The sequence below is a fragment of the Nonomuraea sp. KM90 genome, from assembly GCF_052246675.1.
Classification (GTDB): Bacteria; Actinomycetota; Actinomycetes; order Streptosporangiales; family Streptosporangiaceae; genus Nonomuraea.
The window spans coordinates 61,717-87,764 of the sequence record NZ_JBQQCB010000022.1 but is presented as its reverse complement, the minus strand read 5'-3'; the positions used below and the strand labels follow the sequence as shown (position 1 = coordinate 87,764).

Below are 26,048 nucleotides of genomic sequence, written 5' to 3'. Positions count from 1 at the left end.
TCAGCCCACCCCCTCGGCCGTCAGTCTGAACACCTCGCGCAGCTCCTCGGTGGACAGGTCGGTCAGCCAGTCCTCGCCCGTGCCCACGACCCGCTCGGCCAGCGCCTTCTTGCGCTCGATCATCTGGTCCACGCGCTCTTCGAGGGTGCCGGCGCAGATGAGCTTGCGCACCTGCACGTTCTTGCGCTGGCCGATCCGGAACGCGCGGTCGGTGGCCTGGTCCTCGACGGCCGGGTTCCACCAGCGGTCCACGTGGATGACGTGGTTGGCGGCCGTCAGGTTGAGCCCGACGCCGGCGGCCTTGAGCGAGAGCACGAACAGCGTCGGCTCGGGATCGTTCTGGAACCGGTCGACCAGGCGGTCGCGGGTCTTCTTCGGCAGCCCGCCGTGCAGCCAGAGGACCGGGCGGTCGAGGCGCTGGGCGAGGTACGGCTGGAGCATCGTCCCGAACTCGGCATATTGCGTGAAGAGCAGTGCCTTCTCGCCCTCCGCCAGGATCTCTTCGGACAGCTGCTCCAGCCGGGCGAGCTTGCCGGACCTGCCCGCCAGGCGGGAGCCGTCCTTGAGCAGGTGGGCGGGGTGGTTGCAGACCTGCTTGAGCCGGGCCATGGCCGACAGCACCAGGCCGCGCCGCTCGATGCCCTCACTGCTGTCGATCTTGGCCAGCATGTCGTCCACGACGGCCTGGTAGAGCGTGGCCTGCTCGGTCGTGAGCGGGCACCACTCCTTGACCTCCAGCTTCTCCGGCAGGTCCGAGATGATCGACTTGTCGGTCTTGAGGCGGCGCAGGATGAACGGGCCCGTCGCCCGCCTGAGCGCCTGGGCCGCCTGCTCGTCCTGGCGGGCCTCGATCGGCTCCTGGAAGCGGGTCCTGAACCGCGAACGCGGCCCCAGCAGCCCCGGGTTGGCGAACTCCATGATCGACCAGAGCTCGGCCAGGTGGTTCTCCACCGGGGTGCCCGTCAGCGCGAGCCTGGTGCCCGTGGGGATCGACCGGACGGCCTGGGCCTGCAACGTGCCGCTGTTCTTGATCGACTGGGCCTCGTCGCACACGACCCTGCGCCACTCGAAGCCCTTGAGCGTCTCCAGGTCGCGCTGGGCGGTGCCGTACGTGGTGATCACCAGGTCGGCGCGCTCGATCTCCGCGGGGTCGCGGCCGGCGCCGTGGTGCACGTACACCCGCAGCCCCGGCGCGAACCTGGCCGCCTCCCGCTGCCAGTTGCCGACCAGCGACATCGGGCACACCAGCAGCGTCGGGGCGCCGGCCCGCTCGTGGACGAGCAGCGCCAGCGTGGTGATCGTCTTGCCCAGCCCCATGTCGTCGGCGAGCACCCCGCCCAGGCCCAGCTCCGACAGGAAGCTCAGCCACGCCAGGCCGCGCTCCTGGTACGGCCTGAGCGTGGCGTCCAGGCCCGGCGGCGTGGCCAGCGGGGCAAGCCGCCGCTCGGCCTGCCCGGACAGCAGGTCGCCGAGCACGCCGTCGGCGTCGATCTCCAGCAGCGGCAGCTCGTCGTCGTCGCTCCGCACGACCTGGCGCAGGATGTCGGCGGCGCTCGCCTCGCCCGTACGGCCGCCCTCCACGGCCCTCAGCGCGGCCTTGAGCTGCCGGTCGTCCAGCTCCACCCACTGGCCGCGCACCCTGACCAGCGGCACCTTGAGCCGGGCCAGCTCGGCCAGCTCCGCCTCGCTGATCGTCTCCTCGCCCACCGCCAGGTCCACCCGGAAGTCGACCAGCTCCCGCATCCCGAAGCCCTGGCTCGCGGCCGCCGTCTGCGCCTTGGTCCTGGTGGTCAGCTTCAGCCCCAGCCGGGTGCGGCCCGCCCAGCGCGGCAGCTGCACCCCGAACCCGGCCGCCTGCAGCAGCGGCGCGGCCTGCCGCAGGAACCCGAACGCGCCCGCCGTGTCCAGCGCCAGCTCCCTCGGCTCGGGGACGCGCAGGGCGTGGTCCAGCTCGGGATACAGCCTGACCGCGCGCCCGAGCCCCGCCAGCAGCTCCCGCTCCGGCCGGCCCGGCAGCCCCGTCACCTGCCCGCCGCGCCAGATCGCCTCCGCCGGCACGTAGAGGCTGGGGTCGTCGGCGGCCTGCAGCGCCAGCTCGACCCGCCAGTCGTCGGTGTCGGCGGGCTCCAGCAGGCGGAAGCACACGCGCGTCGCGCCCTCGGACGCCGCCACCGCGTCGTGCCACTTCTCCAGCTCCTTGCGCAGCTCGGGCACGTCGGGGCAGGCCGGGGCGGGTCCGGTGAGCGCGGCCAGCCAGCGCTCCTGGAGGGTCCGGGGCGGCCGGGCGATCAGCGGCTCGGTGAGCGTCCGGCGGACGAGGGCGTCGGCGAACGCCTCCAGCGCCGCGCGCAGGACCTCGGCGGACGGGCGCTCGGTGCGGGAGGTGCGGCAGGCGGGCGGCATGGCCAGGGCCAGCTCGCGGAAGTACGCCGCGTCGGCCCCGGTGAGGACCGGCCGCCACAGGGCGCGGGCGTCGTCCTGGGGGACCGCCCACATCGCCATGGAGTCGGCGGGGACGTCCAGGGGATCGGTGGCGATCAGTTGCGGGAGGACGCGGCCGCGGCGTACGAGATCGTGGGCGAAGGCGGCGACGGCGGCCCAGTGGCGCACGGTGGCGGTGGTAGTGGTGGTGGCGTGCTCGTCCAGCACCCGGAGCGCCTGCGCGGCGCGCGGGACGACGGCGGGCACCTGCCACGGGCGCAGCCGCGGGCGGGCCACCTCCGCCAGCCGGCCGGTCTCCGGCGACGGCAGCGGCTCCTTCGCCGAGCCGGGCAGCAGCAGCTCGAGCGAGGTGCCCGACGAGGGGTCGAGGTCGAGCGCGGTGGCCAGGGCGGGCGCGGGGACGGCGAAGGGATGGGGGCGCGGCGCGGCGGCGCTTTGGCGCGGGCGCCCGCCGAGGTCCGGAACGGGGTCGGTGCCCTCCGCCCAGAAGGCGAGCCCGTCCGCCGCCCAAACCCCGTGTACCAGCACCCCGGCAGGCTACCTCCACCAGCGGAAGATCGGGTCCGGGCCGGATCCGGCGGGGCCGGATTAGGATCTTGGCATGAGGTTTTCGGGGGCCGAGGACAGGTGGCGGCAGGGGCTGGGCACGTTGCGGGACGTCGTACGCCAGACGCTCGTCACCCGGCAGCTCGCCGAGCACCTCCCCGCCACTCCCTGCCGCATCCTCGACGTGGGCTCCGGCCAGGGCACGCAGGCGCTCAGGATGGCCGCCAGGGGTCATCACGTCACCGCGCTCGACGCCTCCGGCGACCTGCTCGGCCTCCTGGAGACCGGGATCCAGCCGGGCATGCGGATCAGGACCGTCCGGGCCGAGGCCGAGCGGCTGGGGGAGCTCTTCGAGCCGGGCGGGTTCGACGCGGTGCTGTGCCACGGCGTGCTGATGTACTTCGACGACCCCGATCCGTTCCTCGCCGACCTGGCCCGGATGCTCGCCCCCGGCGGCCTGCTGTCGCTGCTCGTGCGCAACGGCGACGCGCTGGCCATGCGGCCGGGGCTGCTGGGCGACTGGGAGGGGGCGCTGCGGGCGTTCGGCGGGACGGGTTACGTCAACCGGCTCGGCGTGCCGGCCCGGGCCGACCGGCTCGGCGAGCTGGCGGGGCGGCTGGCCGTACACGGGCTGGAGGTGCGTCAGTGGTACGGCGTGCGCGTGTTCAGCGACACCTTCCCCGACGACGCGCCCATCCCGGAGAACCTCGACGACCTGCTGGCGGCCGAGGAGCGGGCCGGCCGGACCGATCCCTACCGCGGGGTCTCCGCCCTGATTCACCTCATCTGCTCGGCGTCTTGAAGGCAACGGAGTAGAATAAAAGTATGAATCCTCCCGGATCGTGGTGTGAGCGGCCCAAGCCGCAGGCTCCCTCGTGCGAGCTCCCGTCCCCGTGGAGCAAGCCGAAGAAGCCCGACAACTGGTGCGAGGTCCAGAAGGATCCCGTGCTGTCCGTCCTGGGATTCCTGTTCAAGGCCGCCAAGCGTTAGGTCCGCTACGCCCCATTACTTGGTGGTAGAAGGCCATTTGTTTGGGTAGTCGCCTTCCTCAGCGGAGGAGGCGAACGTTGTGAACGACACCCACAAGCTGGTCAACGATCTCTCCGAGCAGGTCTCCAGGCTCGTCAAGGACGAGTTCCGCCTGGCCAGGATGGAGCTCGCGGAGAAGGGCAAGCGCGCGGGACTCGGCGCGGGCCTGTTCGGCGCGGCGGGAACGGCCGCGTTCTTCGGCGGTGCGGCCCTCGTGGCCGCCGTCATCATGCTCCTTGCTCTGGTCCTGCCCGGATGGGCGGCCGCCGCGATCGTCGCGGGCGTGCTGTTCATCGCTGCCGCGCTCCTCGGCCTCATCGGAAAGAACGAGGTGAAACGAGCGGCGCCGATGGTCCCATCGGAGGCCATCGCGAGCGTCAAGGCCGATATCGACATGGTCAGGGAGAGGGCACGGCGATGAGCGAGACGGACCCCGGACACAGCGAGCAGCACGCCGGTGACGTCGGCGCCCGCAGAGCGACCGTGGGCACCCCGACGGAGCGCGAGTCCATCAACGTCCCCCCGACCAGACCAGGCGCGGCAGAGAACGCGCGCCGGGCCGAAGCGGCCCGGCAGGAACACGAGACGTTCATCCCCGAGACCCCCATTCCGGATGAACGGTCCGAGGCGGCCGAGAATCTGCGGACCGAAGAGGAATCACTGAGAGGGGCGCGCGGGGCGGACGACGAGGAGGAAGAGGACGACGTGCGCAAAGATATCCAGGAGACCCGAAGAGAGATGGGCGAGACCGTCAGCGCGCTGGCCGAGAAGGCCGACGTGAAGGGCAGGGCCGAGCACGCGGCGGAGGTCGCCAAGGACCGGGCCGCCGACGCGGCGGAGGCCGTGCGGGACAAGGCCTCGGAGGTGGCGAGCAAGGTCCGCGAGGGCACACCCGACCAGGTCAAGGACGCGGCGGCGGAGGCTAGGAAGCGTCCCGTCCTGCTGATCGCGGTCGTCGGCGCGGTGACGGCCTTCGTGGTGCGCCGCGTCCTGCGGCGCCGGCGCACCCACAAGTAGGCACGAACGCGACAGGACGTGTCCCCCCGAGACGTCCCCGACCGTGACGTGCCCGACCGTGACGTGCCTGAGGGGCCAGGGGAGTTGCCGCGGCGGGCGTGGTGGCGGGTGGTGCGGCGGACGGTCGCCGAGTTCCGCGACGACCGCGTGCAGGACCTGGCCGCGGCGCTGACCTACTACGCCGTGCTGTCCGTCTTCCCGGCGCTGATCGTGCTGGTGTCGCTGTTCCGCCTGCTGGGCAGGAACGACGCGGCCGCGGTGGTCGGCGAGCTCATGGAGGTGGCGCCCGCCGACGTGCGCACCGTCATCACGCAGGGCGTGCGGGCGGTCGAGGGCAGCGACGCCACGGCGGGTCTCGTGGCGGCGGCCGGGCTGCTGGTCGCCCTGTGGTCGGCCTCCGGCTACATCGCCGCCTTCATCAGGGCCGGCAACGCGATCTACGACATCAAGGAGGGCCGCCCGTTCTGGAAGGTGACTCCGCTCAGGATCGGCCTGACGCTGCTGACCACCGTGCTCCTCGCGGCCGGCGCGATCGCCGTGACGCTGACCGGCGATCTGGCCGGTGCCGTGGGCGGCGCGCTGGGCATGACCGACACGGCGGTGACGGCCTGGAACGTGCTCAAGTGGCCGGCCCTCGCCCTCGTCGCCGCCGGACTGATCATGGTCCTGTACTGGGCGGCGCCCAACGTACGCCAGCCCGGCATGCGCTGGATCACCCCCGGGAGCCTGCTCGCGGTGGCGCTCTGGGTGATCGTCTCCGGCGGTTTCGCCCTGTACGCCTCCCGCTTCGCCTCCTACGACAAGACCTACGGCACGCTGGCGGCCGTCGTGGTGTTCCTGATCTGGTTGTGGCTGTCGAACATGGCGCTGCTGTTCGGCGCCGAACTGGACGCCGAGCTGATCAGGGAGCGCAGGATCGCGGCCGCGGGGCAGCCGGCCGGGCGGGAGCCGTACGCGGTGCCACGGGACCCGCCGAAGGCCGATAACCTGCCGGAGTGATGCGTCGAACGGCCGCCGCGGCCCTGCTCGCCCTGCTGGTGGCCGGGTGCGGCGGTGGGTCGGCGGTGAGCGACTACGGCAAGGTGGTCAAGGGCGCCAAGGGCGCGACCGTGCCGGTGGAGGTGCGCCCGGGGCAGCGGTTCTCGCTGGCCGTCCCCGACAACCCGTCGGTGGGCGACAACTGGGACCTGGTGGAGGTGCCGGACGCGAAGGTGGCCTCGTTCATCAGCGAGGAGAGCGAGCGCGACGGCGACGCCCCCGGGTCCGGCGGCACCTCCTACTTCGTCTTCAACGGCAAGCGGCCGGGCACGACCGAGATCAGGCTGCGCAACTGCTGGCGCTGCGGCCAGGACAAGACGCCGTCCACCGAGGAGAGCAGGCAGCAGTCCGGCGAAGCGATCTTCACCGTCACCGTCGCCGGGCCGGCCCGTTAGGGTGCAGATCATGGACTTCATCCGGGTGCGCGCCGCGGCCGACGGCGCGGAGACGATCTCCTACTGGACCGGCGACGTCTACGGCTGGCAGGACGACGACGGGCCGCACCACCTGTTCGGGTTCGAGGGGCTCAACGTGGCCAGGGCGGTCGAGAGCGACGGCGGCTGGCAGCTGCTGACCCGCGAGGCCGCCCTCTACCTCGACCCCCGCGGCAGGCAGGTGCTCGACTCCTGGGACAACCCGTTCACCGGGCGCACGGTCGAGGTCCGCCACGTCTTCAACGATCCGGTCAACCAGCGGCTGGGGGCCTACCCGGTGCCGGAGACGCGGCTCGGCGACCAGGTCGTCTACAACGTGGACGTCCGGCTGGCCTACCCGTCGCCGCTCAAGGTCGCCGACTATCCCGACAACTCGGCGAGCGACACCTACCGGGCGCTGGAGCTGTTCCAGTTCTTCGTCTCGGCGCGCGACCTGGAGTCGGGCGTGCCCGACGTGCCGTGCGCGTTCTCCTGGTGCCGGGTCTCGCCGTGGCTGCCGTGGATGGCGATGGCGCAGCGCGGGGGCGGGCTGGTCTACCACTGCCGGGGCGCCAAGGTGGCCGAGGTGCCCGAGCGGTTGCGGGAGCGGGTGGGCGAGCACTTCCTGCACGCGCCCGCCGAGTGGTCGGCGCCCAACATGACCAGCTGGACGGCGTTCGCGGGGCAGGTAGGGTCGGGCGGTGAGCACTGACCTGTTCTGCGAGATCATCGCCGGTGAGCGGCCCGCCCACGTGGTGAGCTCCGACGAGGTGGCGGTCTCCTTCCTCGACACCCGGCCGGTCTTCAAGGGCCACGTGCTGGTGGTGCCGCGCGCCCACGTCGAGACGCTCTCCGACCTCGGCGACGTCGGGCCGTTCTTCGAGCGCGTGCAGGCCATGGCGCGCGCGGTGGAGGCGGGGCTCGAGGCCGGCGGCACGTTCGTGGCCATGAACAACCGCGTCAGTCAGAGCGTGGCCCACCTGCACGTGCACGTGGTGCCGCGCAACAAGAAGGACGGGCTGCGCGGCTTCTTCTGGCCGCGCACCACGTACGACTCCGCCGAGGAGGCCGAGTCGTACGCCGGCCTCATCGCCAAGGCCCTCTGACCCACCCCCGGCCTCCCTCCCCGAAGGACGGCACCGGAGTGCGGCGGGAGAGGGGTGGCGTGGCGGGGCGTGGGAGCGGCTAGGCTCTGGCCGCGTGGAATACCTGGTCGGCGTCGCCGTCGTCGCGGTGCTCGTCGGCGTGCCCTCGATCGTGCTGTGGCGGGTCATGCGGGGCCGGCGGGAGCTGGGCACGAGCCCGGCCGAGCGGGCCACGTTCGAGACCCTGCACACCGCCTCCCTGGCCGGGCCGCCGCTGCGGGCCGGGCTGACGGCCGACGGCGCCGAGCGTGCCTCGCGGCACCTGCGCGCCCTGCTCAACTCCGACGCCCTGGCCATCACCGACGGGGAGCGGCTGCTGGTCTACGACGGCGACGGCGACGACCACCACGCCGACCAGGCGTTCGAGCACGCGGCGGCCACCCTGAAGGACGGCCGCACGCAGGTCCTGACCATCGCGTGCGACCTGCTGGAGTGCCCGATCAGGCACGCCGTGGTCGTGCCGCTGACCACCGACGACCGCGTGGTCGGGACGCTGGCCGCCTACGGGCAGAACGCCTCCGCCGGCCTGGTCAGGGCCGCGCAGGAGGTGGCCGGGTGGGTGGACTCGCAGCTGGAGCTGGCCGAGCTGGACCGCTCGCGCACGCTGCTCATGGAGGCCGAGGTGCGCGCCCTGCGCGCGCAGATCTCCCCGCACTTCATCTACAACTCGCTCACCACGATCGCCTCGTTCGTCCGCACCGACCCGGAGCGGGCCAGGGAGCTGCTGCTGGAGTTCGCCGACTTCACCCGCTACTCCTTCCGCAGGCACGGCGAGTTCACCACGCTGGCCGAGGAGCTGCGCTCGATCGACCGCTACCTGATCCTGGAGCGGGCCAGGTTCGGCGACCAGTTGCAGGTGACGCTGCGCATCGCGCCGGAGGTGCTGCCGGTCGCCGTGCCGTTCCTGTGCCTGCAGCCGCTGGTCGAGAACGCCGTACGCCACGGCCTGGAGAGCAAGGACGGCGTCGGCCGCATCACGATCATCGCCGAGGACGCCGGTGCCGAGTGCCGCATCAGCGTCGAGGACGACGGGCTCGGCATGGACCCCGACCGGCTGCGCCGCATCCTCGCAGGTGAGATCACTCCTGCGGGCGGCGTCGGGCTGGCGAACGTGGACGAGCGGCTGCGCCAGGTGTACGGCGACGAGTACGGTCTCGTGGTCGAGACGGCCAGCGGAGCGGGCACCAAGGTCAACGTCAGATTGCCGAAATATCACCCAGGCGTCTCCGCCCGTTGACCTCGATCTTTGTTGTCGGTTTTATCACTGTCTATGGCACAACTCCGGGTCCTCGCGGTCGACGACGAGCTACCCGCCCTCGAAGACCTGTCGTACCTGCTGCGCGCCGACCCCCGCATCGGCGAGGTGGCCACCGCCAGGGACGGCGCCGCGGCGCTGCGCCTGCTCGACCGGGCCATCGCCGACGGCCGGCCGATCGACGCCGTGTTCCTGGACATCAGGATGCGCGGGCTCGACGGCGTGGTGCTCGGACGCCTCCTGTCGCAGTTCGCGAACCCGCCCAGGGTGGTGTTCGTGACCGCGTACGAGGAGCACGCGGTGGACGCGTTCGAGATCAAGGCCGAGGACTACCTGCTCAAACCCGTCCGGCCCGAGCGGCTGGCGGAGGCGATCAGGCGGGTGGCGGTCTCGGCCGACGTGCCCGTGGAGGGCGGGGAGAGCGACACGATCCCGGTCGAGCTGGGCGGCGTGACCCGGTTCGTGTCCAGCGCCGACGTCATCTACGTGGAGGCGCACGGCGACTACGCGCGGCTGCACACGGCCGCGGGCAGCCACCTCGTCCGGATCCCGCTGGCCACCCTGGAGGAGCGGTGGGCCTCGGCCGGGTTCCTCCGCGTGCACCGCAGCCACCTGGTGGCCGTCAAGCACATCGAGGAACTGCACATCGACTCCGGCAAGTGCACCGTACGCGTCGGCGCCACCGAGCTCCCGGTCAGCCGCCGGCACACCCGCGAGCTGCGCGACCTGCTGGTGCGGCGGGCCAGGAAGGGCAGGCCCGAATGAGCTCCGAGCCGCGCCCGCCGCGCCGGACGCCCCCGCCGCGCACCGATCCGCCCCGCCGGACGCCGCCGCCCCCGGCCCGCCGGTCCTCCGACGGGCCCCGCCGCGTCGCCGTCACCAGCCCGCGCACGGCCGCCGCCCGGCGCCCCCGCTACCCCGCCACCCGCGAGATCGACGAGCAGACCCGGCTCGGCGAGGTCTACATGCACTCGCTGCTGCGCACCCAGTTCCGGCTGGCACTGTTCGTCTGCACGGTGCTGGCCTGCGTGGTCTGCGGGCTGCCGCTGCTGTTCCTGCTCATCCCGGAGCTGCGCGAGGTGCACCTGCTGGGCGTGCCGCTCCCGTGGGCGGTGCTGGCCGGGCTCATCTACCCGGCCTTCGTCATCGGCGCCTGGCTCTACGTCCGGCAGGCCGAGCGCAACGAGCGCCACTTCGCCGAGCTGGTCGAGCGCCGATGAGCCTGGCCGCCGTGCTGGTCGTCGTGGTGGCGGCCGTGCTCATCGGGGCGTTCGGGATCAGGGTCTCGCGGACCACCTCCGACTTCTACGTCGCCTCCCGCACGGTCAGCCCGCTGTGGAACGCCTCGGCGATCGGCGGCGAGTACCTGTCGGCGGCCTCGTTCCTCGGGATCGCCGGGCTCATCCTGTCCTTCGGCGTGGACATGCTCTGGCTGCCGGTCGGCTGGACCGGGGGATACCTGGTGCTGCTCGTGCTGGTGTCGGCGCCGCTGCGGCGGTCGGGGGCGTACACGCTGCCCGACTTCGCCGAGGCCAGGCTCGAGTCGATGACCGTGCGCCGCACCGCGAGCGTGCTCGTCGTGCTGATCGGCTGGCTCTACCTCATGCCGCAGTTCCAGAGCGCGGGGCTGGTGCTGCGCACGATCACCGGCGCGCCCGTGTGGGTGGGCGGGCTGCTGGTCGCGGTCGTCGTGGCGGTGAACGTGCTGTCGGGCGGCATGCGGTCGATCACGTTCGTGCAGGCGTTCCAGTACTGGCTCAAGCTGACCGCGCTGGCGGTGCCGCTGGTGTTCCTGCTGATGGCCTGGAAGGCCGACGGCGCGCCCGGCGTGAGCGCGGCGGACGCGGCCGTCTGGCAGGTGCCGCTGGCCGGGGCCAAGGAGTACGGGCTGTACTCGACGTACTCGCTGATCCTGGCCACGTTCCTGGGCACCATGGGGCTGCCGCACGTCCTGGTGCGGTTCTACACCAACCCGGACGGGCGGGCCGCGCGCCGTACGACGCTGGTGGTGCTGTCGCTGCTCGGGGCGTTCTACCTGCTGCCCGCCGTGTACGGCTGGCTCGGCCGCATGTACGCCCTCGACCTCGTACGCACGGACACGGTCGTGCTGACGCTGCCCTCCCGCATGATCGGCGGCACGCTGGGCGACGTGCTGACCGCGCTGGTCACCGCGGGCGCGTTCGCGGCGTTCCTGTCCACCTCCTCCGGGCTGACCGTGTCCGTGGCCGGGGTGATCGCGCAGGACCTGCTCAAGGGCGGGGTGAGCTCGTTCAGGATCGCCACGCTGATGGCGGTGGCGGTGCCGCTGGCCCTGGCGCTGTGGGCGCGGGCGCTGCCGGTGGCGGACGTGGTGGGGCTGGCCTTCGCGGTGGCGGCCTCGTCGTTCTGCCCGCTGCTCGTCCTGGGCATCTGGTGGCGGCGCCTGTCGACGACGGGGGCGCTGGCGGGGCTGTTCGTCGGGGGCGGCCTGGCCTGCGCCGCCGTCCTGGCGACGATCGTCGGGGGCCCGCAGGCGGGCCTGACCGGAGCCCTGCTCGCGCAGCCGGCGGCGTGGACGGTGCCGATCGCGTTCGTGGTGATGGTGGCCGTGTCGTTCCTGACCCCGCACCGGGTGCCCCCGGGGACGGCCAGGACCATGGTCCGGCTGCACACCCCGGAGGACCTCGACCTCGACCGCGGCGACTGGCGCCCCCGCTCGTCCTGACCCCGGAGATCCGGCGGTCGCGCTGACGTCGAGCGTCACGGAGGGTACCGTTATGGCAACCGTGGGGTTATCATAGAACGCGCATTCGATAAATCGAACGACGGAGGTGCTGGTCGTGGCGCATGCGGTCCCTACACTGGACATCGTGCCGGTCTCTGCGTCTCTTCGCGGCCCTGCGGCCGCCGTCGCCTATCTGCTGGCGACCGCTCGAGCCAGCGGCATGCGCATCAACCGCACCAAGCTTGCCAACCTCCTCTATCTCGCCGATCTGGGTGCCGTTGCGAACGGGCTTCCTCCCGGCTCCGGCGTCGAATGGCGATGGCGTCACGACGGCCCGCACAGTCTTCGTCTGGCGGAGGTCGAAAGGGACCTGTCGGAGGCCGGCGTCGTCCAGGTCGAGGAGAGCGCCGATCCCTTCGCCGGACATCGCGAATGCGCAGTCCACTTGATCGACGCGCCGCAGGTGGTCATCGACCCGGAGTTCGCCGAGATCATCGACGGCGTTCTGGCCGAATACGGCCGATGGTCAGCGGGCCAGCTACGCGAGTTCACCTACCAGACGCCTCCCATGCAAGAGGCGATGAAGCAGGACCGGCATGAGGCACGGCTCGATCTGGCCGGCGGGCCCCCGCTGCCCGATCTCGGTTCCGGCCTGGCGCGCTTGCGTGCCTGGGCCGCACGCAATCCCTTGCCCGATGACGAGCCCGGCGGAGTCGATGATCTGGTCGAGGAGAGCCGGCAACTCGCCGAGCACCGGGCCGACGCGACCCGGCAGCTATTGGGGGAATAGATGCCGGGTCCTTATGTGTCCGGCGGCGTCTATCTCGTCGGTGACAAGGAAGGGCGCCTCATTCCGGAAGAAGAGCGCGTGGTCCACGACGAGCGCCGTCCGGTGGTCGTGGTCACGGGCGGGGGCACCAACAGCGATACCAGTTGGCCCTTCGTCCTCGCCTGCCCGATCTCCGGGTCCACGTCGCGACGCACCCGATTCGACGTTCACTTGGCCAGAGGGCAAGGTGGCGTCGTGAAGAAGTGCTGGATCCGGGTCCCTGCGGTTCAACCACTCCTGAAGACGGCGCTGGAGGACCGGACGGGCACTCTCGACGAGGACCTCCTCACCCAGGTGCAGGGGCGTCTCGCCCAATACCTCGGCCTGCTGGGCTGAGGGGGAGGGCGGCGGGGCCGGAACGTCCTAGGGCAGATAGGCCTTTCTGACCTTGGCCCGCTCCAGGGTGTGGACGTCGTCGCAGTCGTGGCAGTAGCCGGTGACCGTGCCGGGGCCGATCTCCAGGCCGTCCATGTAGTGCTCGCGCCGCTGCCACACCACCACGATCGGCTCGCCGGTAACGGTGGCCTCCAGCAGGGTCTCCTCGGCCGAGCCGGGTGCGGGCCGGCCCGCCGCGGCGCCGCTGAGCAGCGCTCTGGCCGCGGCCTCGGCGTCGAACTCCGGATCGTCGTGGCCCTCCACCGGCAGGCGCCGCCGCTGCTTGCGTTCCGCCTTGATCGTCCCGTCCGCCGCCAGGCCGACGGGGGCGTGGCCCGCCTGGCGCAGCAGGCGCAGCGTCTCGTCGGGAGGCAGCGTGCCGAGCGCGACCGTCGGCGCGATCTGGCGTAAGCCCGCCTTGCGCAGCGCCTTCGCGCCGCACAGCTCGGTGATGACCGCGGGGTCCGTGGCGATCACGACGGAGGGGGCGGAGCTGACCTGGATGGCGCCGTGCTTGCGGGCCGTGTCGGTGACGAGGTAGCGCAGCGGCTGGGGGAGCTTCTTGGCGGAGAAGCGGGTCAGGCCGTCGAGCAGCGTGTCGGCGCTCGTGCCCGCGTCCAGCGCCCTGCGCACGGTCTGCTCGGAGAAGCGCCACACGCTCGCCCGGTCGCGCGACTCCAGGTCGGCGCAGGAGTTCAGGAACGCCGCCAGGTCGGGGGACGGGAGGCCGGGCACGATGGCGGTCAGGTCGTTCTGGAGGGTCACGGTCGTGGCGGGCGCGGGGAAGCGCTCGGTCACGTCGCCGGAGTCAAGGACGGCCCGGCCGAGTGCCGTGAGCGCCCCATCGGCGAGGATCCCGAGCCACTCGCCCTCGCGCAGGGCTGCCGCGACGAACTCGTCGGCCGCGCGGGCGGCCTCCGCGACCGCCCGCGTGCGCCAGGCCACCGCCGCCTTCAGCCCGGCGGCGTCCGTGCCCGCGCCCGGGGGCAGGGTGCGCAGCGTCTCCAGGACCGCCCGCCGGATCCGCCCCGCCTCGCACTGGAACTCGTACGGCGGCGGCAACGGATCAAGATGCTCCTCGCAGCACCCCACGACCCGGTGCGTGGCCGCCTGCGGCAGCTCCAGCCAGGCCCTCGCCAGCACCCGCCACCTGTCACCGGTGGAGCGCGCCGTCCAGTCGTCCACGAGCGTGGTGCTGACCAGCCGCTCGCCCAGCTCCGAGGCGACCAGGTCGGCGCCGAAGGCGACGTCCAGGAACAGCACGGCCTGCTGCTCCGGCAGGCCGAGCGCCTTGGCCAGCCGTCTGACCTCGCGGACGCCCACGCCGCCCGCCTTCAGCTCGGCGATCGGCTCCGTCCCCGCCAGCTCCGCCAGGGCCTCGACGCGGTCCACCGCGACCAGCGCGGCGCTCACGCCGTCGGCCTCGGCGCGCCGCTCGCCCGGGACGTCGGGCTGCCCGGTCAGCTCCGGCTTCCAGCCGTCGCCGCGCAGGGCGAGCGCGATCTCGCTGGGCAGCTCGTACTGCCAGCCGTCGCGGATCACGAACCCGGCGTCGACCAGGCGTTGCACGGGATGCGCGCGGGATATGGAGCCGTAGTAGATCTGCTCGGCCTCCAGCACCGGCGCCCCGGACGCCATGGACTCCAGCAGCGTGGCGGCCTGGCGCGGCAGCCGGGCCGCCCGGGCCCGCACGGCGGCGCTGTCCCGCAGCAGCTCCTCGGCCTGCGTGACCAGATCGGCCTTGCGGCCCGCGGGCTGCCCGCCGAACGCCTTGACCATCGTCTTCAGCGTCTCGGCGGTGACCTTCTTCTCGAACGCCCGCAACGGCCTGCCCAGCCCGAACGGATGCGCCCACAGGCCGGGGCGGTGCCGGGAGCGCACGGTCGCGCCGTCGAGCTCGACCAGGCCGTGCCCGGCCAGCAGGTCCAGCACCTCACCGAGCCGGCCACGGGGGTCGCGCACCATGCCGGCCAGCCCGTCGCGGGTGACCTCGCCGCCGGCCGCCTGGATGGCCTGGCTGACGGTGTGGCAGTCGGAGTCGAGGTCGAGCAGGACGGGGATCGCCAGCTCGGGACGGGCCAGCAGGCGTTCGAGCATGTCGAGTGAGGGCGCTCCGGCCAGCTCGGGCCTGTTGCGAAGGAGATGGGTGAGGTCGGCGGCGGGAAGAGGCACGGATCGACTTTAGTGCGATGTCCGCCACTTCCGGGTACGGAAGGCTCTTACCGGAGCGTGACGCCTTGGTGCCGATGCGTGCGCGTCGTCCTAGGCCATCACCCGCTCGTACGCCGCCACCAGCTCCGCCATCGCCAGCACCGCCCCCTCCGGATCCTTGGCGGCGTCGTCCCACCGCCGGAGGGCGACCGCGTCGGCCGACCACTCGTGGGCCTCGAAGGCGGCGGCCTCCTCCGGTGACATCGGCCCGCCCTGGACGCGCAGCGAGCGCACCGAGACCGGGCTCAGCGTGTCGTGGTAGGCCGGGTCCACGGCCACCAGGTAGCGCTTGGCGGCCACGTGCTGCTCGATCGCCCAGGCCGAGCGTTCCGTGAGGTGGTCGCGGGCGAAGGCGGCGCCGGCCTGCTCGTGCGGCAGGCCCCGGTGCCGCGCGGCCACCTGGCGGGCGCGGCCGACGTCGTGGAAGGCGGCGGCGAGGACCAGCTCGTCGTCGGCGCCGGCGGCCATCGCGTGGGCGGCCGCCTGGAGGGCGTGGGTGCGCTGGTCGACGGCCTCGCCACCGTACGGGAGGCCGGCGAGGCCCTCGAAGAGGTCGTGAAGTTCATCCCTGGAAAGCATGATTTGTCCTCTCTTAGGGGTACGCATCATGAGGCGCTGTCCGGGGCCGGGAGGTGGCCGGAGGGTGGACCCGCACGGGACGCCGGGTGACGGGCGAGTGGGTTCAGCCGGTGTTAACCCCCCGGTTCGTGCACCGTCAGGCGCGTCTGACCTGCTCATCACTGTCGGCGACGACCGTGGCCAGCCAGATCTGCCACCTGCGACAAGCTCGGAGACCTGACTGTGAAACGTATCCTGACCGCCCTGGCCATGATCGGCGCGCTCGCGGCGGCGGGCTGCTCCTCCGCCAGCGGCAGCACCGGTGACGGCGAGGTGCTCCGCTTCGCCGTCGTGCCGGTCGAGCAGAACATCGACCCCACGGCCGAGTACAAGGACATCATCGCGCTCGTCGAGAAGAACACCGGTAAGAAGGTGGAGTTCGTCCGCTCGACCGACTACAACGCGGTCATCGAGGGCATGGTGTCCGGCAAGCTGGACCTGGCCGAGTTCGGGCCGCTGTCGTACGTGCTGGCCAGGAGCAACGGCGCCAAGATCACCCCGATCGCGTCCATGGTCGAGAAGGGCGGCAAGCCCACCTACCAGAGCTACGGCATCGTGCCCGCGAACAGCCGGATCGCCGACATCAACGGGTTCAAGGGCGCCAAGGTGTGCTTCGTCGACCCGGGCTCCACCTCCGGATATCTCTTCCCGAGCCAGGGGCTGCTGGGCGCGGGCATCGACCCCAAGACGGGCGTGCGGCCCGTCATGGCGGGCGGGCACGACAACTCCGTGCTCTCGGTCGCCGACGGCAAGTGCGAGGCCGGCTTCGCCGAGAACGCCATGGTCGACCACATCCTCATCGAGAAGGGCAAGCTGAAGGCCGGTCAGGTGAAGGTGGTGTGGAAGTCCGAGCCGATCCCGATGTCGCCGGTGGCCATGCGCGACGGGCTGCCCGCCGACGTGAAGGACAAGCTCACCCAGACCTTTACCAAGGACGCCAACAAGGACAGGCTCGTGCAGCTCGGCATCTGCAAGGACGAAGCCTCCTGCCGGGTGACGGCCGACTCGTCCGTGTGGGGCTTCCAGGCGGTCACGGACGCGACCTTCGACCCGGTACGCGAGGTGTGCGCCGCCACCCACAACGAGAAGTGCTCCACGGCATGACGGCGGTCGTACGGACCGACGGGCTGGTCAAGGCGTTCGGCGAGGTGACCGCGTGCGCGGGGATCGACCTGACCGTGGACCGGGGCGAGATCGTCGCCCTGCTGGGCCCCTCGGGGTCGGGCAAGTCCACGCTGCTGCGCCACCTCAACGGGCTGACCAGGCCGGATTCGGGGCAGGTCGAGGTGCTGGGGGTCGACGTGGTCACCGCCAAGGGGGCCGCGCTGCGGGCCCTGCGGCGCCGGGTGGGCGTGGTCTTCCAGCAGTTCAACCTGGTCGGGCGGCTCACCGTCATGGAGAACGTGCTCAACGGCGCCCTCGGCCGCGTCCGCGGGCCCCGGTACGGCGTCGTCACCTGGCCCAGGTCCGTACGCGCGGAGGCGCTGGAGCACCTGGACCGGGTGGGCCTGGCGGACCGGGCCTACCAGCGGGCCGGAAGCCTGTCGGGCGGGCAGCAGCAGCGCGTGGCCATCGCGCGGGCGCTGCTGCAGCGGCCCGAGCTGATGCTCGCCGACGAGCCCGTGGCCTCGCTGGACCCGGAGACGGCCGCGTCCGTCATGGACCTGCTGGTACGCGTGTGCCGCGAGGACGGGCTCACCATGGTGTGCACGCTGCACCAGATCGAGCTGGCGCTGCAGTGGACGCGGCGGGTGGTGGGGCTGCGGCTGGGGGAGGTCCGGCTGGACGAGCCCACCGACCTGCTGGACGCGGTCCGCCTGCGCGGCCTGTACGTGTCCGACCCCGTGACCGTGCCATGACCGCCCGCACGGCTCCCGACCGCCCGGCCCCGGCCCCGGCCGGGGCTCGCGGCGTAGGCGGGTCCGCGAACTCGAGCGGCCCCGAGGGTGGCTCCGGTGGCGGCTCCGGTGGCGGCCACGGTGCTGGCCCCAGCGGCGGCCACGGTGGTGGCTCCGGGGGCGGTCTCGGGGGCGGCTCGCGGCGCCCTGGGCACGGTGGCGGGGGAGCGGCGAGCGGGGCCCGGGCGGCTCGGCCGCCGCGTAGCGCGCGGCGCGTGGCGGCGTGGGCGTTCCCGATCGTGTCCGTGGTGCTGGGCGTCGTCGCGCTCGACCACCTCGGCGTCGGTGTCGCCGGCCTGGTCGGCGGGTTCGGCGAGGTGGCCGCGCTGCTGGCCCGGGCCTGGCCGCCGACGCTCGCCGATCCCGCCACGACGTTCGCGCACGTGCTCGACACGCTCTGGATGGCCGTCGCCGGCACCGCGCTGGCCACGGTGCTGGCCGCCGTGCTCGGCGTGCTGGCCGCCGCCCGGGGCGGTGCCGGGGGATCGTCCGCCTTCGCGAAGGCCGTCCGGCCGGTCGCGCTCGCCGTGATCGTCGCCTGCCGGGCCATCCCCGACGTGGTGTTCGCGGTCTTCTTCGTGGCCGCGGTCGGCATCGGCCCGCTGCCCGGCGTGCTGGCGCTCGGCCTGCACTCCGTGGGCATGCTGGGCAAGCTGTTCGCCGAGGCGGTCGAGCAGGCGGACGCGGGCGTGCGCGAGGCCGTGGCCGGCACCGGCGCCGGTCGTGTGCAGCGGCTCATGACGGGCGTGCTGCCGCAGGTGGCGCCCTCCTGGGTGGCGGCCATCCTGTACCGGCTGGACATCAACTTCCGCGGCTCCGTGCTGCTGGGCGCCGTCGGCGCGGGCGGCGTCGGGCTGGACCTGAAGACCGCGTTCGGGTTCACCGACTACCGCGAGGCCACCGGGATCGCGCTGGTGACCGTGGCCGTGGTGCTGCTGGTCGAGGCGGTGTCGGTGGCGCTGCGCGGGCAGCTGCTGGGCGCGGGGCGTACCGGGGCGATTCCCCCCGTACGCGGGACCCGGGTGCCGTGGACGCGCGGCCGGCTGGCCGCGCACCTGGCCGGATGGGGCGGGCTGGTGCTCGCGGCGGTGGCGTTCTGGCAGGTCGGGGCGGGTCCGGCGGCGCTGGCCGACGCGGCCGGCGGCTCCGTGCGGGCGCTCGGCGAGTTCTTCCCGCCCGACTTCGCGCCCGTCTCCGGGCTGCTCGGCGAGGGGCTGCTGGAGACGGCCGCCATCGCGCTCGGCGCCACCTTCCTCGGCACGCTCGCCGGCGTCCCGCTCGGCCTGGCAGCCGCGCGCGCCGTCGCCCCCAACGACGGGGTACGCCTGACCGCCCGCGTCCTCCTCGTCGGTCTGCGCTCCATCCCGGACCTGCTGCTGGTGCTGGTGTTCGTGGCGGCGTTCGGGCTCATGGACGGGCCGGTCGCCGGGACCCTGGCGCTGGCCGTCTTCACCGCCGCCCTGGTCGCCAAGCTCGTCGCCGACGACGCCGAGGAGCTGCGCCGGGGGCCGCGCGAGGCCGTGCTGTCCGCCGGGGCCGGCCCCGTGCAGGAGCTCACCGTGGCTGTGCTCGGCCAGCTCACGCCCCGCCTGGCCGCCACCACTCTCTACGCGCTCGACGTCAACCTGCGGGCCTTCTTCATCCTCGGCATCGTGGGCGCGGGTGAGCTCGGCTACGCGCTGAGCCAGCACATCAGGGCGCTCGATCACGATGTCGTCACCGCGATCGTGCTGCCGGTGTTCGTGCTGGTCCTGGCCGTGGAGGCGGTCTCGGCCCGGCTCAGATCCGTCCTGCGTTGATGACCTGCCCGCTCCTGCGGCGTCGTCCGCCGTTCACCTCCCGGTCAGGGGCGGCGCTGAGGCTGCTTGTCATGACAAGCACGCAGCGCTACCTGGAGATGGCCGACATCCTGGAGGCGGAGCTGGCCCACGTACCCGTGGGCGCGCAGGTGCCGAGCGAGCACGTGCTGGCCGACCGCTTCCACGTCAGCAGGCCCGCCGCCCGCGCGGCCCTGCAGGAGCTGGAGCGGCGGCTGCTGGTGCGGCGCGTCCAGGGGGTCGGCACCTTCAGGCGCGGGCGGGTGGAGTACGTGATCTCCGCGCACTTCCCGCCCTCGTTCAGCGAGACCGTGCGGATGGCGGGCGCCGAGCCGGGGTCCCGGCTGGTGAGCTGCGGGGTCCGGCGCGCGGTCGAGCAGGAACGCTCCAGGCTCGGCCTGGCCGGCGGGGCGGCCGTGTGGACGGTCGAGCGGGTGTTCAGCGTGAACGGCGAGGTCGCCGCGTACGCCACCAGCGTCCTGCCCCGGCGCCCCCTGCTGAACCTGGACAGGGAGCTCGGCGACGAGGTCTCCCTGCACAAGGTCCTGCGCCGCCGCTACGGGCTCACCGTCGTCCGCGCCCGCTACCGCATCAGCCTCGACGTGCCCCCGCAGAGCATCGCCGAGCACCTGACCGGGGGCAGCCGGGGGCCCGTCTGGCTGGCCGAGAGCGTGAACCGCGCCGTCGGCGGCCCGTACGTCGAGTACGCCCGCACCTACCTGCGGCCCGACGTCCTCGACGTCACCTTCGAGATCGAAGAGGAAACGCATTGACCGACGTGATGACCGACCCGATGAGCAGGGAGGAACGCGCCGGGCTGCTCGCCGCCGCGACTCCCGGCGAACTGCTGCCCCTCGCCGAGCGCCTGCTCCAGAACGGCGACCTGGGCGAGCCGACCGTGCTGCACCCGCCCGAGGTCGGCATGGTGATGCTGACCGTGCGCGAGCCGGTGGCCGAGGAGCGCTTCCACCTGGGGGAGGTGCTGGTCACCTCGTGCACCGTCGAGGTGGCGGGGGCGGCGGGCTGGTGCATGCGCGGCGGTGACGACCGCGTGGCCGCCCTGGCCGCCGCCCTCCTGGACGCCGCCGCGGCGGCCGGGCTGCCCGCGGCCGGGGACGTGCACGCGCTGTGCGCGGCCGTCGCCGATCGCCGGGCCAGGGAGGACGCGGCCGAGTGGGCCGAGGTGTCCATGACCCGCGTGGCCTTCGAGGAGCTGACATGACCAGCACCGCCGTACAGGGGATCGGCGTCCACGTCCGGGCGGTGACGCCGACGGCGGCGCGGGCGCAGGCCGACTTCCGCGCGCTGCTGAACGTGCTGTCCCGGCCGGGCGTCCTGGACGTCGTCGGACGTACGGACGGGCCCGCGGCGCTGGCCGTGGCCGCCGGGCTGGCCGACGTCGAGGTGCCCACGGCCGTACTGGCCGCTCCGGGCGCGGAGCACTGGGCGAGGGTCCTGCACCTGGCCACCTCGGCGCCGCCCGCCGCGCCGGCGGAGGCCCGCATGGTGGTCGCGCTGCGCCCGCCGACGGCCGAAGAGATCGCGGCCCTGCCCCGGGGCGACGCCCTGCACCCCGAGCGCGGCACCCGCCTGATCGTCGCGGTCACCGGCCTGTCGTCGCAGGAGGCCGGGGAACGGAACGTTCCCGGCCCGCAGGTCCCCGGCCCGCAGGTCCCCGGCCCGCAGGTCCCCGGCCCGCAGGTCCCCGGCCCGCAGGTCCCGGGCGCGGAGGGGCCCGGGGTCGTGCTGGTACTCAGCGGGCCCGGGGTGCCGGGGACGCGGCGGCTGCGGGTCACGGGGCTCGCCCGGGAGGTCTTCGCCGCCCTGGCCGCGGCCAACGCCGGCTTCCCCGCGGGCGTCGACACGTTCCTCGTCGCCGCCGACGGGACCGTCGCCGGGCTGCCGCGCAGCACCCGCATCGAGATCGAGAACGGAGAGCACTGAATGGGGTACTCAGGTGCCAGCGGCGGCCACGAGGCCATCCTGGCGGCCGAGAAGCTCGTCGAACGCCACAGGTACGGCGGGCCCAGCGCCTGGCTCGGCATCGACCAGATCACCGGCCGGCTGCGGCCGGCCGTGGACCGCATCATGGGGGAGGGCGGCCTGTGGGCGCCGGAGCTGGCGGCCAGGGCGCTGCGCCAGTCCGAGGGCGACGTGCAGGAGGCGGCGCAGCTGATCCGGGCACACCGCTCGACGCTGCCCCGGGTGGCCTACTCGGAGCCGGTGCACGCCGACGAGCTGCGGGTCTCCCGCCGCATCTCGCCCGCCTTCCGCAACCCGCCCGGCAGCCAGCTCCTCGGCCGCACGCTCGACTACGTGGGCCGGCTGCTCGACCTCATGCCGGAGGAGCAGGCCAGGGCCCGCGTCGAGGAGCTCCAGGAGCCCGCCGCCCCCGACGGCCATGAGCACGGCCACGAGCACGCCCACGAGCACGGCCACGACGGTACGGACCCCCGGCGCCCGCCGCGCCTGCTCGGCCTGCTCCGCTCGATGGGCCTGCTGGTCGACAGGAGCACCGAGGGTGACCCCGAGCCGTACGACATCACCCGCTCCCCCGTACGCCCCGGAATCCCGCGCTCGGCCCGCCTGACCGCGATGGCCAGGGCCGAGACCGGCGCGCTGGTCCACCTCTGGTACTCCAGCACCTTCCAGCCCGGCCGGCACAACCACGAGTTCCCCGGCGAGGTACGCCACGGCACCCTGCCCGTCAGGGTCCGCCACCCGCTCACCGGCGACCCGGTCACGGTGGCCGAGGTACGGGTCACCGAGGTCGAGACGATCGACGACCTGGACCGCGCCGAGGAGGACCGCAGCCGCCTGGACATGGGCTACGGCATGTGCTTCGGCCACAACGAGCGCAAGGCCATCGCCATGGCCGGGCTCGACCTGCTGGTCCACCGCGACGGCGGCCGGACGAGCCTGGAGCAGGAGGTGCTGCTGACCCTCGACGGCATCGAGGCGTCCGGCTTCCTGGAGCACCTCAAGCTGCCCCACTACGTGGACTTCCGCTCGGTGCTCGACCGCAAGCGCGCGGTGCGCGCGGCCATGGAGGAGGCCCGATGAGGACGATCACCGACCTGGCCGGGGACGGCGGCCCCCGAGGCATCTTCGACGAGCTGTCCAAGCGCGAGGTGCGCAGGGCCGCGCTCACCGCCGTGGCCGTGCCGGGCTACCAGGTGCCGTTCGGCTCGCGCGAGATGCCGGTCGCCCGGGGCTGGGGCTCCGGCGGGTTGCAGGTCACGCTGGCCCTCGTCGGCCAGGACGACCGGCTCAAGGTCATCGACCAGGGCGAGGACGGCGGCGTGAACGCCTCCAACCTGCGCCGCCTGGTCGTCGGCCACGTCGGCTGCGAGGAGGAGACCGACACCCGGAAGGCCAGCCTGATCCAGTCCAGGCACCGCATCCCCGAGACGCCGCTCCGCGCCGACCAGGTGCTCGTGCTGCAGGTGCCGGTGCCCGAGCCGCTGCGCGCGGTCGAGCACGACGTGCGCGAGCAGCGCAGGATGCACGCCGAGGCCGACTACTCGCGCATGTGGGTCGGCCTGTACGAGGACATCGTGCGCAACGGCGTCGTCACCAAGACGGCCGGCTACCCCTGCACGGTCAACGGCCGGTACCTGATCTCGCCCACGCCGATCCCCAGGTTCGACGTGCCGAAGCTGGACCGGGCCGAGCACCTGACGCTGTTCGGGGCCGGGCGGGAGAAGCGGATCTACGCGGTGCCGCCGCACACGCGGGTGGAGCCGCTGGTGTTCGACGACATCCCGTTCGAGGTCGAGCACACGCCGGGCGCCGGCTGCCGGCACTGCGGCTCCGAGGGGTCGTACCTGGTGGAGGTGCCGTCCGTGGACGGCTCCGTGGCCTGGGTGTGCAGCGACACGGACTTCTGCGCGCGGAACAGGGAGATGGAGCGATGAGCTGGGCGTTGAAGGTGGAGGGGCTCGGCAGGGTGTACGGCGAGCAGGGGCCGCGGTCCCTGCCCGGCACCGGGCCCGAGCACGGCACCTCGGTCTCGCCCGCGACCGGCGCCGTGGTGGCCGCCTGGGACGTCGGCTTCGAGGTGGAGCCGGGGGAGGCGCTGGGCATCGTCGGCGAGTCGGGCTCGGGCAAGTCGACGGTCATGCGCTGCGTGGCCGGCGACGAGCGGCCCAGCCGGGGCAGCGCGTACCTGCGCGGCTACGACGACGGGGCGACCGACGTGCTGGCGCTCGACGACAGCGCCCGGCGGCGGCTGCGCATCGACCGCGTCGCCGTCGTCTACCAGGACCCGGCCTACGGGCTCGACCTGGACACGAGCGCGGGCGGCAACATCGCCGAGCGGCTCACCGCCGCCGGCGGCCGGCACTTCGGCCGCATCCGGGAGCGGGCCGCCGAGCTGCTGGAGCTGACCGAGGTGCCGCTGTCCCGCATGGACGACCCCGTACGCACGTTCTCCGGCGGCATGCGCCAGCGCGTGCAGATCGCCAAGGCGCTGGCCAACCGCCCGCCCGTGCTGCTGCTCGACGAGCCGACCACGGGCCTGGACGCCTCGGTCGCGGCCGGCGTGCTCGACCTGCTGAGGAACCTGCTCGAACGGCTCGGCGTCGCCGCCGTGGTCGTCTCCCACGATTTCGGCGTCATCGAGATGCTGACCAGGAGGGTGATGGTGATGCAACACGGCCGCGTGGTGGAGACGGGCCTGACCGACCAGCTGCTGGAGGATCCGCAGCACCCGTACAGCCAGCGGCTGGTGGCGGCGGCGCGCGGATGAACGTCCTGCGGATCAGGGGACTGGTCAAGTCGTTCACCCTGCACACGATCGACGGCCGCACGGTGGGCGCGCTGCGCGGCGTGGACCTGGACGTGGCCCGCGGCGAGCACGTCGCGCTGGCCGGCTCGTCCGGTGCCGGCAAGTCGTCGCTGCTGCGCTGCGTCTACCGCACGTACGTGCCGACGGCCGGGCACATCCTGCTGCGCACCTCCGCCGGCGCCACGGTGGACCTCGCCGCCCTGCCCGACGCCCAGGTCGCCGAACTTCGGGGCCGGGAGCTGGGGTACGTCTCCCAGTTCCTGCGCGCCGAGCCGCGCCGGGCCGTGCTCGACGTGGTGGCACGCGCCGGGGCCGCCCGCGGCCTCGACGCGGACGCCTCCCGGGACGCCGCCGCGGCCGCCCTGCGCCGGCTGGGCATCGACGAGCGGCTCTGGGCCATGCACACCACCGTCCTGTCCGGCGGCCAGAAGCAGCGCGTGAACCTGGCCGCCGGCACCATCTCGCCCCCCAGGCTGCTGCTGCTCGACGAGCCGGTCTCCGCGCTCGACCCGGTCAACCGGGAGGCGGTGCTGTCCATGATCGCCGACCTGACCGGCGCGGGCGTGGCCGTGCTGTCGGTCTTCCACGACCTCGACGCCATCGAGCGGCTGGCCACCCGGGTCGTGGTGCTCGCGGACGGCCGCGTGGCCGCCGAGGGGCCGCCCGCCGCCGTACTGCGTGATTCCGAACCGAACCTGGAGGTGGCCCGATGAGAGTGCTGGCCCATGCGAAGGCCGTGCTGCCCGACCGCGTCATCGACGACGCGCTCGTCGTCGTCGAGCACGGACTGATCACCCACGTCGGCCCCGCCCGGCCGGGCGCGGTGCCCGCCGAGGCCGTGGACCTGCGGGGCGCGCTGCTGCTGCCCGGCATCGTGGACACCCACTCCGACGGGCTGGAGACCGAGCTGCGGCCCAGGCCGGGGGCGGAGTTCGAGGTCGGGTTCGGGGTGTCCAGCTTCGAGGGGCGGGTGCGCGCCGCCGGGGTGACCACGGTGTTCCACGGGGTCGCGTTCGAGTCGCACAACCGCAAGGGGCGGACCGTCGACCGGGCGCGCCGGCTCGACGCCGCCATCCGCGAGCGCGCCGCCTCCGGGCACGCGCTGGTCGACCACCACATCCTCTACCGGCTCGACGCCCGCGACCCCGAGGGCCTGGCGGCCCTCGAAACCTGCCTGTCCGGTACGCCCGCCCTGTCCGGTACGCCCGCTCCGCCGCTGGTCTCCTTCGAGGACCACACGCCGGGGCAGGGCCAGTACCGGGACTCGGCGGTGTACCGGCGCTGGCTGGAGGGCACCGAGGGCATCTCGTCCGAGGAGGCCCAGCGGCGGGTGGAGACGCTGGTCGCCGAGCGCGACTCGCGGATCGGGCACCGGCAGATCGCGCTCGGGCGGCTGGCGGAGCACGCGGCGCTGGGGCGGGCGCGGCTGCTCGCGCACGACCCGGTGACGCCCGAGGAGATCGACGTGGCGGTGGCCAACGGGGTCGCGGTCGCGGAGTTCCCGACCACCCTGGCGGCCGCCAGGGCGGCCCGCGAGCGCGGCCTGCGCGTGGTGGCCGGGGCGCCGAACGTGCTGCGCGGCGGCTCCCATTCCGGGAACGTGGCGGCGGCCGAACTCGTGGCGGCCGGGCTGGTGGACGGCCTGTCCAGCGACTACCTGCCCTCCGCCCCGCTGGCCGCCTCCCTGCTGCTGGCCTCCCAGGGCGTCGCGTCACTGCCCGCGGCCGTGGCGCTGGTCACCTCCGGCCCCGCCTCCGTCGCCGGGCTGGCGGACCGGGGCGGGCTGGTCGAGGGGCAGCGCGGCGACCTGGCCGTGGTGACCGTGGACCGGGGGTGGCCGACCGTGCGGATGACCGTCACAGCGAGTGATCGTGTGCTGCCGGCGGGGGTAGGACGGTGACGGGGACACCTCTGGGAGAGGG

28 protein-coding genes are annotated in these 26,048 nt (G+C 73.4%); 25 read left to right on the top strand and 3 right to left on the bottom strand.

All coding sequences use genetic code 11. From position 1 onward, the window contains the following. Nucleotides 1-2,970, bottom strand: a complete 2,970-nt coding sequence (locus ACTWPW_RS23700) for an SNF2-related protein (RefSeq protein ID WP_443169932.1) — start codon at nucleotides 2,968-2,970, stop codon at nucleotides 1-3. A 73-nt stretch (nucleotides 2,971-3,043) separates the two neighbouring features. Between ACTWPW_RS23700 and ACTWPW_RS23695 the strand changes: the two genes are divergently transcribed. The 14 genes from ACTWPW_RS23695 to ACTWPW_RS23630 all read left to right on the top strand — a co-directional run bounded on the left by ACTWPW_RS23695 (nucleotide 3,044) and on the right by ACTWPW_RS23630 (nucleotide 12,754). Next, nucleotides 3,044-3,790 (top strand): methyltransferase domain-containing protein, encoded by a 747-nt coding sequence (locus ACTWPW_RS23695; protein ID WP_443169931.1) that lies wholly within the window; start codon nucleotides 3,044-3,046, stop codon nucleotides 3,788-3,790. 23 nt (nucleotides 3,791-3,813) lie between these two features. Continuing rightward, a complete protein-coding gene (locus ACTWPW_RS23690) occupies nucleotides 3,814-3,978 on the top strand; it encodes a hypothetical protein (protein WP_364117648.1) in 165 nt (54 codons plus the stop codon). Between the two features lie 79 nt (nucleotides 3,979-4,057). After that, a complete protein-coding gene (locus tag ACTWPW_RS23685) occupies nucleotides 4,058-4,438 on the top strand; it encodes a phage holin family protein (protein WP_375109568.1) in 381 nt (126 codons plus the stop codon). Further along, nucleotides 4,435-5,034 (top strand): DUF3618 domain-containing protein, encoded by a 600-nt coding sequence (locus ACTWPW_RS23680; RefSeq protein WP_364117651.1) that lies wholly within the window; start codon nucleotides 4,435-4,437, stop codon nucleotides 5,032-5,034. The genes ACTWPW_RS23685 and ACTWPW_RS23680 overlap by 4 nt, the downstream gene beginning before the upstream one ends. Before the next feature lie 18 nt (nucleotides 5,035-5,052). Continuing rightward, on the top strand, nucleotides 5,053-6,033 hold the full coding sequence (locus ACTWPW_RS23675) for a YihY/virulence factor BrkB family protein (RefSeq protein WP_443169930.1): 981 nt from the start codon (nucleotides 5,053-5,055) through the stop codon (nucleotides 6,031-6,033). Further along, nucleotides 6,033-6,467, top strand: coding sequence for a protease inhibitor I42 family protein (locus tag ACTWPW_RS23670; RefSeq protein WP_443169948.1), 435 nt, complete (start codon nucleotides 6,033-6,035; stop codon nucleotides 6,465-6,467). The genes ACTWPW_RS23675 and ACTWPW_RS23670 overlap by 1 nt, the downstream gene beginning before the upstream one ends. A 10-nt stretch (nucleotides 6,468-6,477) precedes the next feature. Then, entirely contained in the window at nucleotides 6,478-7,197 is a 720-nt protein-coding gene (locus ACTWPW_RS23665; RefSeq protein WP_443169929.1) for a DUF1838 family protein, read from the top strand. Further along, nucleotides 7,187-7,591, top strand: a complete 405-nt coding sequence (locus tag ACTWPW_RS23660) for an HIT family protein (protein WP_364117658.1) — start codon at nucleotides 7,187-7,189, stop codon at nucleotides 7,589-7,591. Before ACTWPW_RS23665 ends, ACTWPW_RS23660 begins: the two co-directional genes overlap by 11 nt. Before the next feature lie 94 nt (nucleotides 7,592-7,685). Beyond that, nucleotides 7,686-8,867 (top strand): sensor histidine kinase, encoded by a 1,182-nt coding sequence (locus tag ACTWPW_RS23655; protein ID WP_375109572.1) that lies wholly within the window; start codon nucleotides 7,686-7,688, stop codon nucleotides 8,865-8,867. A gap of 33 nt (nucleotides 8,868-8,900) precedes the next feature. Then, nucleotides 8,901-9,650 carry a LytR/AlgR family response regulator transcription factor gene (locus tag ACTWPW_RS23650; protein WP_375109573.1) on the top strand — a complete coding sequence of 250 codons (750 nt, stop codon included), beginning with the start codon at nucleotides 8,901-8,903 and terminating at the stop codon, nucleotides 9,648-9,650. Continuing rightward, complete coding sequence (locus tag ACTWPW_RS23645) at nucleotides 9,647-10,105, top strand: hypothetical protein (RefSeq protein ID WP_375109574.1); 459 nt, start codon at nucleotides 9,647-9,649, stop codon at nucleotides 10,103-10,105. The genes ACTWPW_RS23650 and ACTWPW_RS23645 overlap by 4 nt, the downstream gene beginning before the upstream one ends. After that, nucleotides 10,102-11,589: a sodium/solute symporter gene (locus ACTWPW_RS23640; protein ID WP_375109575.1), complete on the top strand. Its 1,488-nt coding sequence runs from the start codon at nucleotides 10,102-10,104 to the stop codon at nucleotides 11,587-11,589. The genes ACTWPW_RS23645 and ACTWPW_RS23640 overlap by 4 nt, the downstream gene beginning before the upstream one ends. Before the next feature lie 145 nt (nucleotides 11,590-11,734). Beyond that, nucleotides 11,735-12,379, top strand: coding sequence for a hypothetical protein (locus ACTWPW_RS23635; protein ID WP_443169928.1), 645 nt, complete (start codon nucleotides 11,735-11,737; stop codon nucleotides 12,377-12,379). Nucleotides 12,380-12,394: 15 nt separating this feature from the next. Beyond that, complete coding sequence (locus tag ACTWPW_RS23630) at nucleotides 12,395-12,754, top strand: type II toxin-antitoxin system PemK/MazF family toxin (protein ID WP_443169927.1); 360 nt, start codon at nucleotides 12,395-12,397, stop codon at nucleotides 12,752-12,754. Nucleotides 12,755-12,781: 27 nt separating this feature from the next. Here the strand turns inward: ACTWPW_RS23630 and ACTWPW_RS23625 are convergent, their stop codons facing one another. Both ACTWPW_RS23625 and ACTWPW_RS23620 read right to left on the bottom strand, forming a co-directional pair. Next, on the bottom strand, nucleotides 12,782-14,965 hold the full coding sequence (locus ACTWPW_RS23625) for a helicase-associated domain-containing protein (RefSeq protein WP_443169926.1): 2,184 nt from the start codon (nucleotides 14,963-14,965) through the stop codon (nucleotides 12,782-12,784). A 90-nt stretch (nucleotides 14,966-15,055) separates the two neighbouring features. Then, the gene (locus tag ACTWPW_RS23620) at nucleotides 15,056-15,583 is read right to left on the bottom strand and encodes a hypothetical protein (RefSeq protein ID WP_443169925.1); all 528 of its coding nucleotides are present in this window, start codon (nucleotides 15,581-15,583) and stop codon (nucleotides 15,056-15,058) included. A 222-nt stretch (nucleotides 15,584-15,805) separates the two neighbouring features. On the opposite strand from ACTWPW_RS23620, the gene ACTWPW_RS23615 reads away from it, so the two are divergent. The 11 genes from ACTWPW_RS23615 to ACTWPW_RS23565 all read left to right on the top strand — a co-directional run bounded on the left by ACTWPW_RS23615 (nucleotide 15,806) and on the right by ACTWPW_RS23565 (nucleotide 26,026). Then, nucleotides 15,806-16,726: a phosphate/phosphite/phosphonate ABC transporter substrate-binding protein gene (locus ACTWPW_RS23615; protein ID WP_375109580.1), complete on the top strand. Its 921-nt coding sequence runs from the start codon at nucleotides 15,806-15,808 to the stop codon at nucleotides 16,724-16,726. Beyond that, nucleotides 16,723-17,481 (top strand): phosphonate ABC transporter ATP-binding protein, encoded by a 759-nt coding sequence (phnC, locus tag ACTWPW_RS23610; protein ID WP_375109581.1) that lies wholly within the window; start codon nucleotides 16,723-16,725, stop codon nucleotides 17,479-17,481. The genes ACTWPW_RS23615 and phnC overlap by 4 nt, the downstream gene beginning before the upstream one ends. A 254-nt stretch (nucleotides 17,482-17,735) precedes the next feature. Next, entirely contained in the window at nucleotides 17,736-19,319 is a 1,584-nt protein-coding gene (locus ACTWPW_RS23605) for a PhnE/PtxC family ABC transporter permease (RefSeq protein WP_443169924.1), read from the top strand. Between the two features lie 71 nt (nucleotides 19,320-19,390). Further along, on the top strand, nucleotides 19,391-20,110 hold the full coding sequence (locus ACTWPW_RS23600) for a GntR family transcriptional regulator (protein ID WP_375109583.1): 720 nt from the start codon (nucleotides 19,391-19,393) through the stop codon (nucleotides 20,108-20,110). A gap of 5 nt (nucleotides 20,111-20,115) precedes the next feature. Next, entirely contained in the window at nucleotides 20,116-20,559 is a 444-nt protein-coding gene (gene phnG / locus ACTWPW_RS23595; RefSeq protein ID WP_443169947.1) for a phosphonate C-P lyase system protein PhnG, read from the top strand. After that, a complete protein-coding gene (gene phnH / locus ACTWPW_RS23590) occupies nucleotides 20,556-21,281 on the top strand; it encodes a phosphonate C-P lyase system protein PhnH (protein ID WP_443169923.1) in 726 nt (241 codons plus the stop codon). The genes phnG and phnH overlap by 4 nt, the downstream gene beginning before the upstream one ends. Then, entirely contained in the window at nucleotides 21,282-22,400 is a 1,119-nt protein-coding gene (locus ACTWPW_RS23585) for a carbon-phosphorus lyase complex subunit PhnI (protein ID WP_443169922.1), read from the top strand. Further along, nucleotides 22,397-23,254, top strand: a complete 858-nt coding sequence (locus tag ACTWPW_RS23580) for an alpha-D-ribose 1-methylphosphonate 5-phosphate C-P-lyase PhnJ (RefSeq protein WP_443169921.1) — start codon at nucleotides 22,397-22,399, stop codon at nucleotides 23,252-23,254. Before ACTWPW_RS23585 ends, ACTWPW_RS23580 begins: the two co-directional genes overlap by 4 nt. Next, nucleotides 23,251-24,087, top strand: coding sequence for an ATP-binding cassette domain-containing protein (locus ACTWPW_RS23575; protein WP_375109587.1), 837 nt, complete (start codon nucleotides 23,251-23,253; stop codon nucleotides 24,085-24,087). The genes ACTWPW_RS23580 and ACTWPW_RS23575 overlap by 4 nt, the downstream gene beginning before the upstream one ends. After that, complete coding sequence (locus tag ACTWPW_RS23570) at nucleotides 24,084-24,839, top strand: ATP-binding cassette domain-containing protein (RefSeq protein WP_375109588.1); 756 nt, start codon at nucleotides 24,084-24,086, stop codon at nucleotides 24,837-24,839. Before ACTWPW_RS23575 ends, ACTWPW_RS23570 begins: the two co-directional genes overlap by 4 nt. Continuing rightward, complete coding sequence (locus ACTWPW_RS23565) at nucleotides 24,836-26,026, top strand: alpha-D-ribose 1-methylphosphonate 5-triphosphate diphosphatase (protein ID WP_375109589.1); 1,191 nt, start codon at nucleotides 24,836-24,838, stop codon at nucleotides 26,024-26,026. Before ACTWPW_RS23570 ends, ACTWPW_RS23565 begins: the two co-directional genes overlap by 4 nt. Nucleotides 26,027-26,048 lie beyond the last annotated feature (22 nt).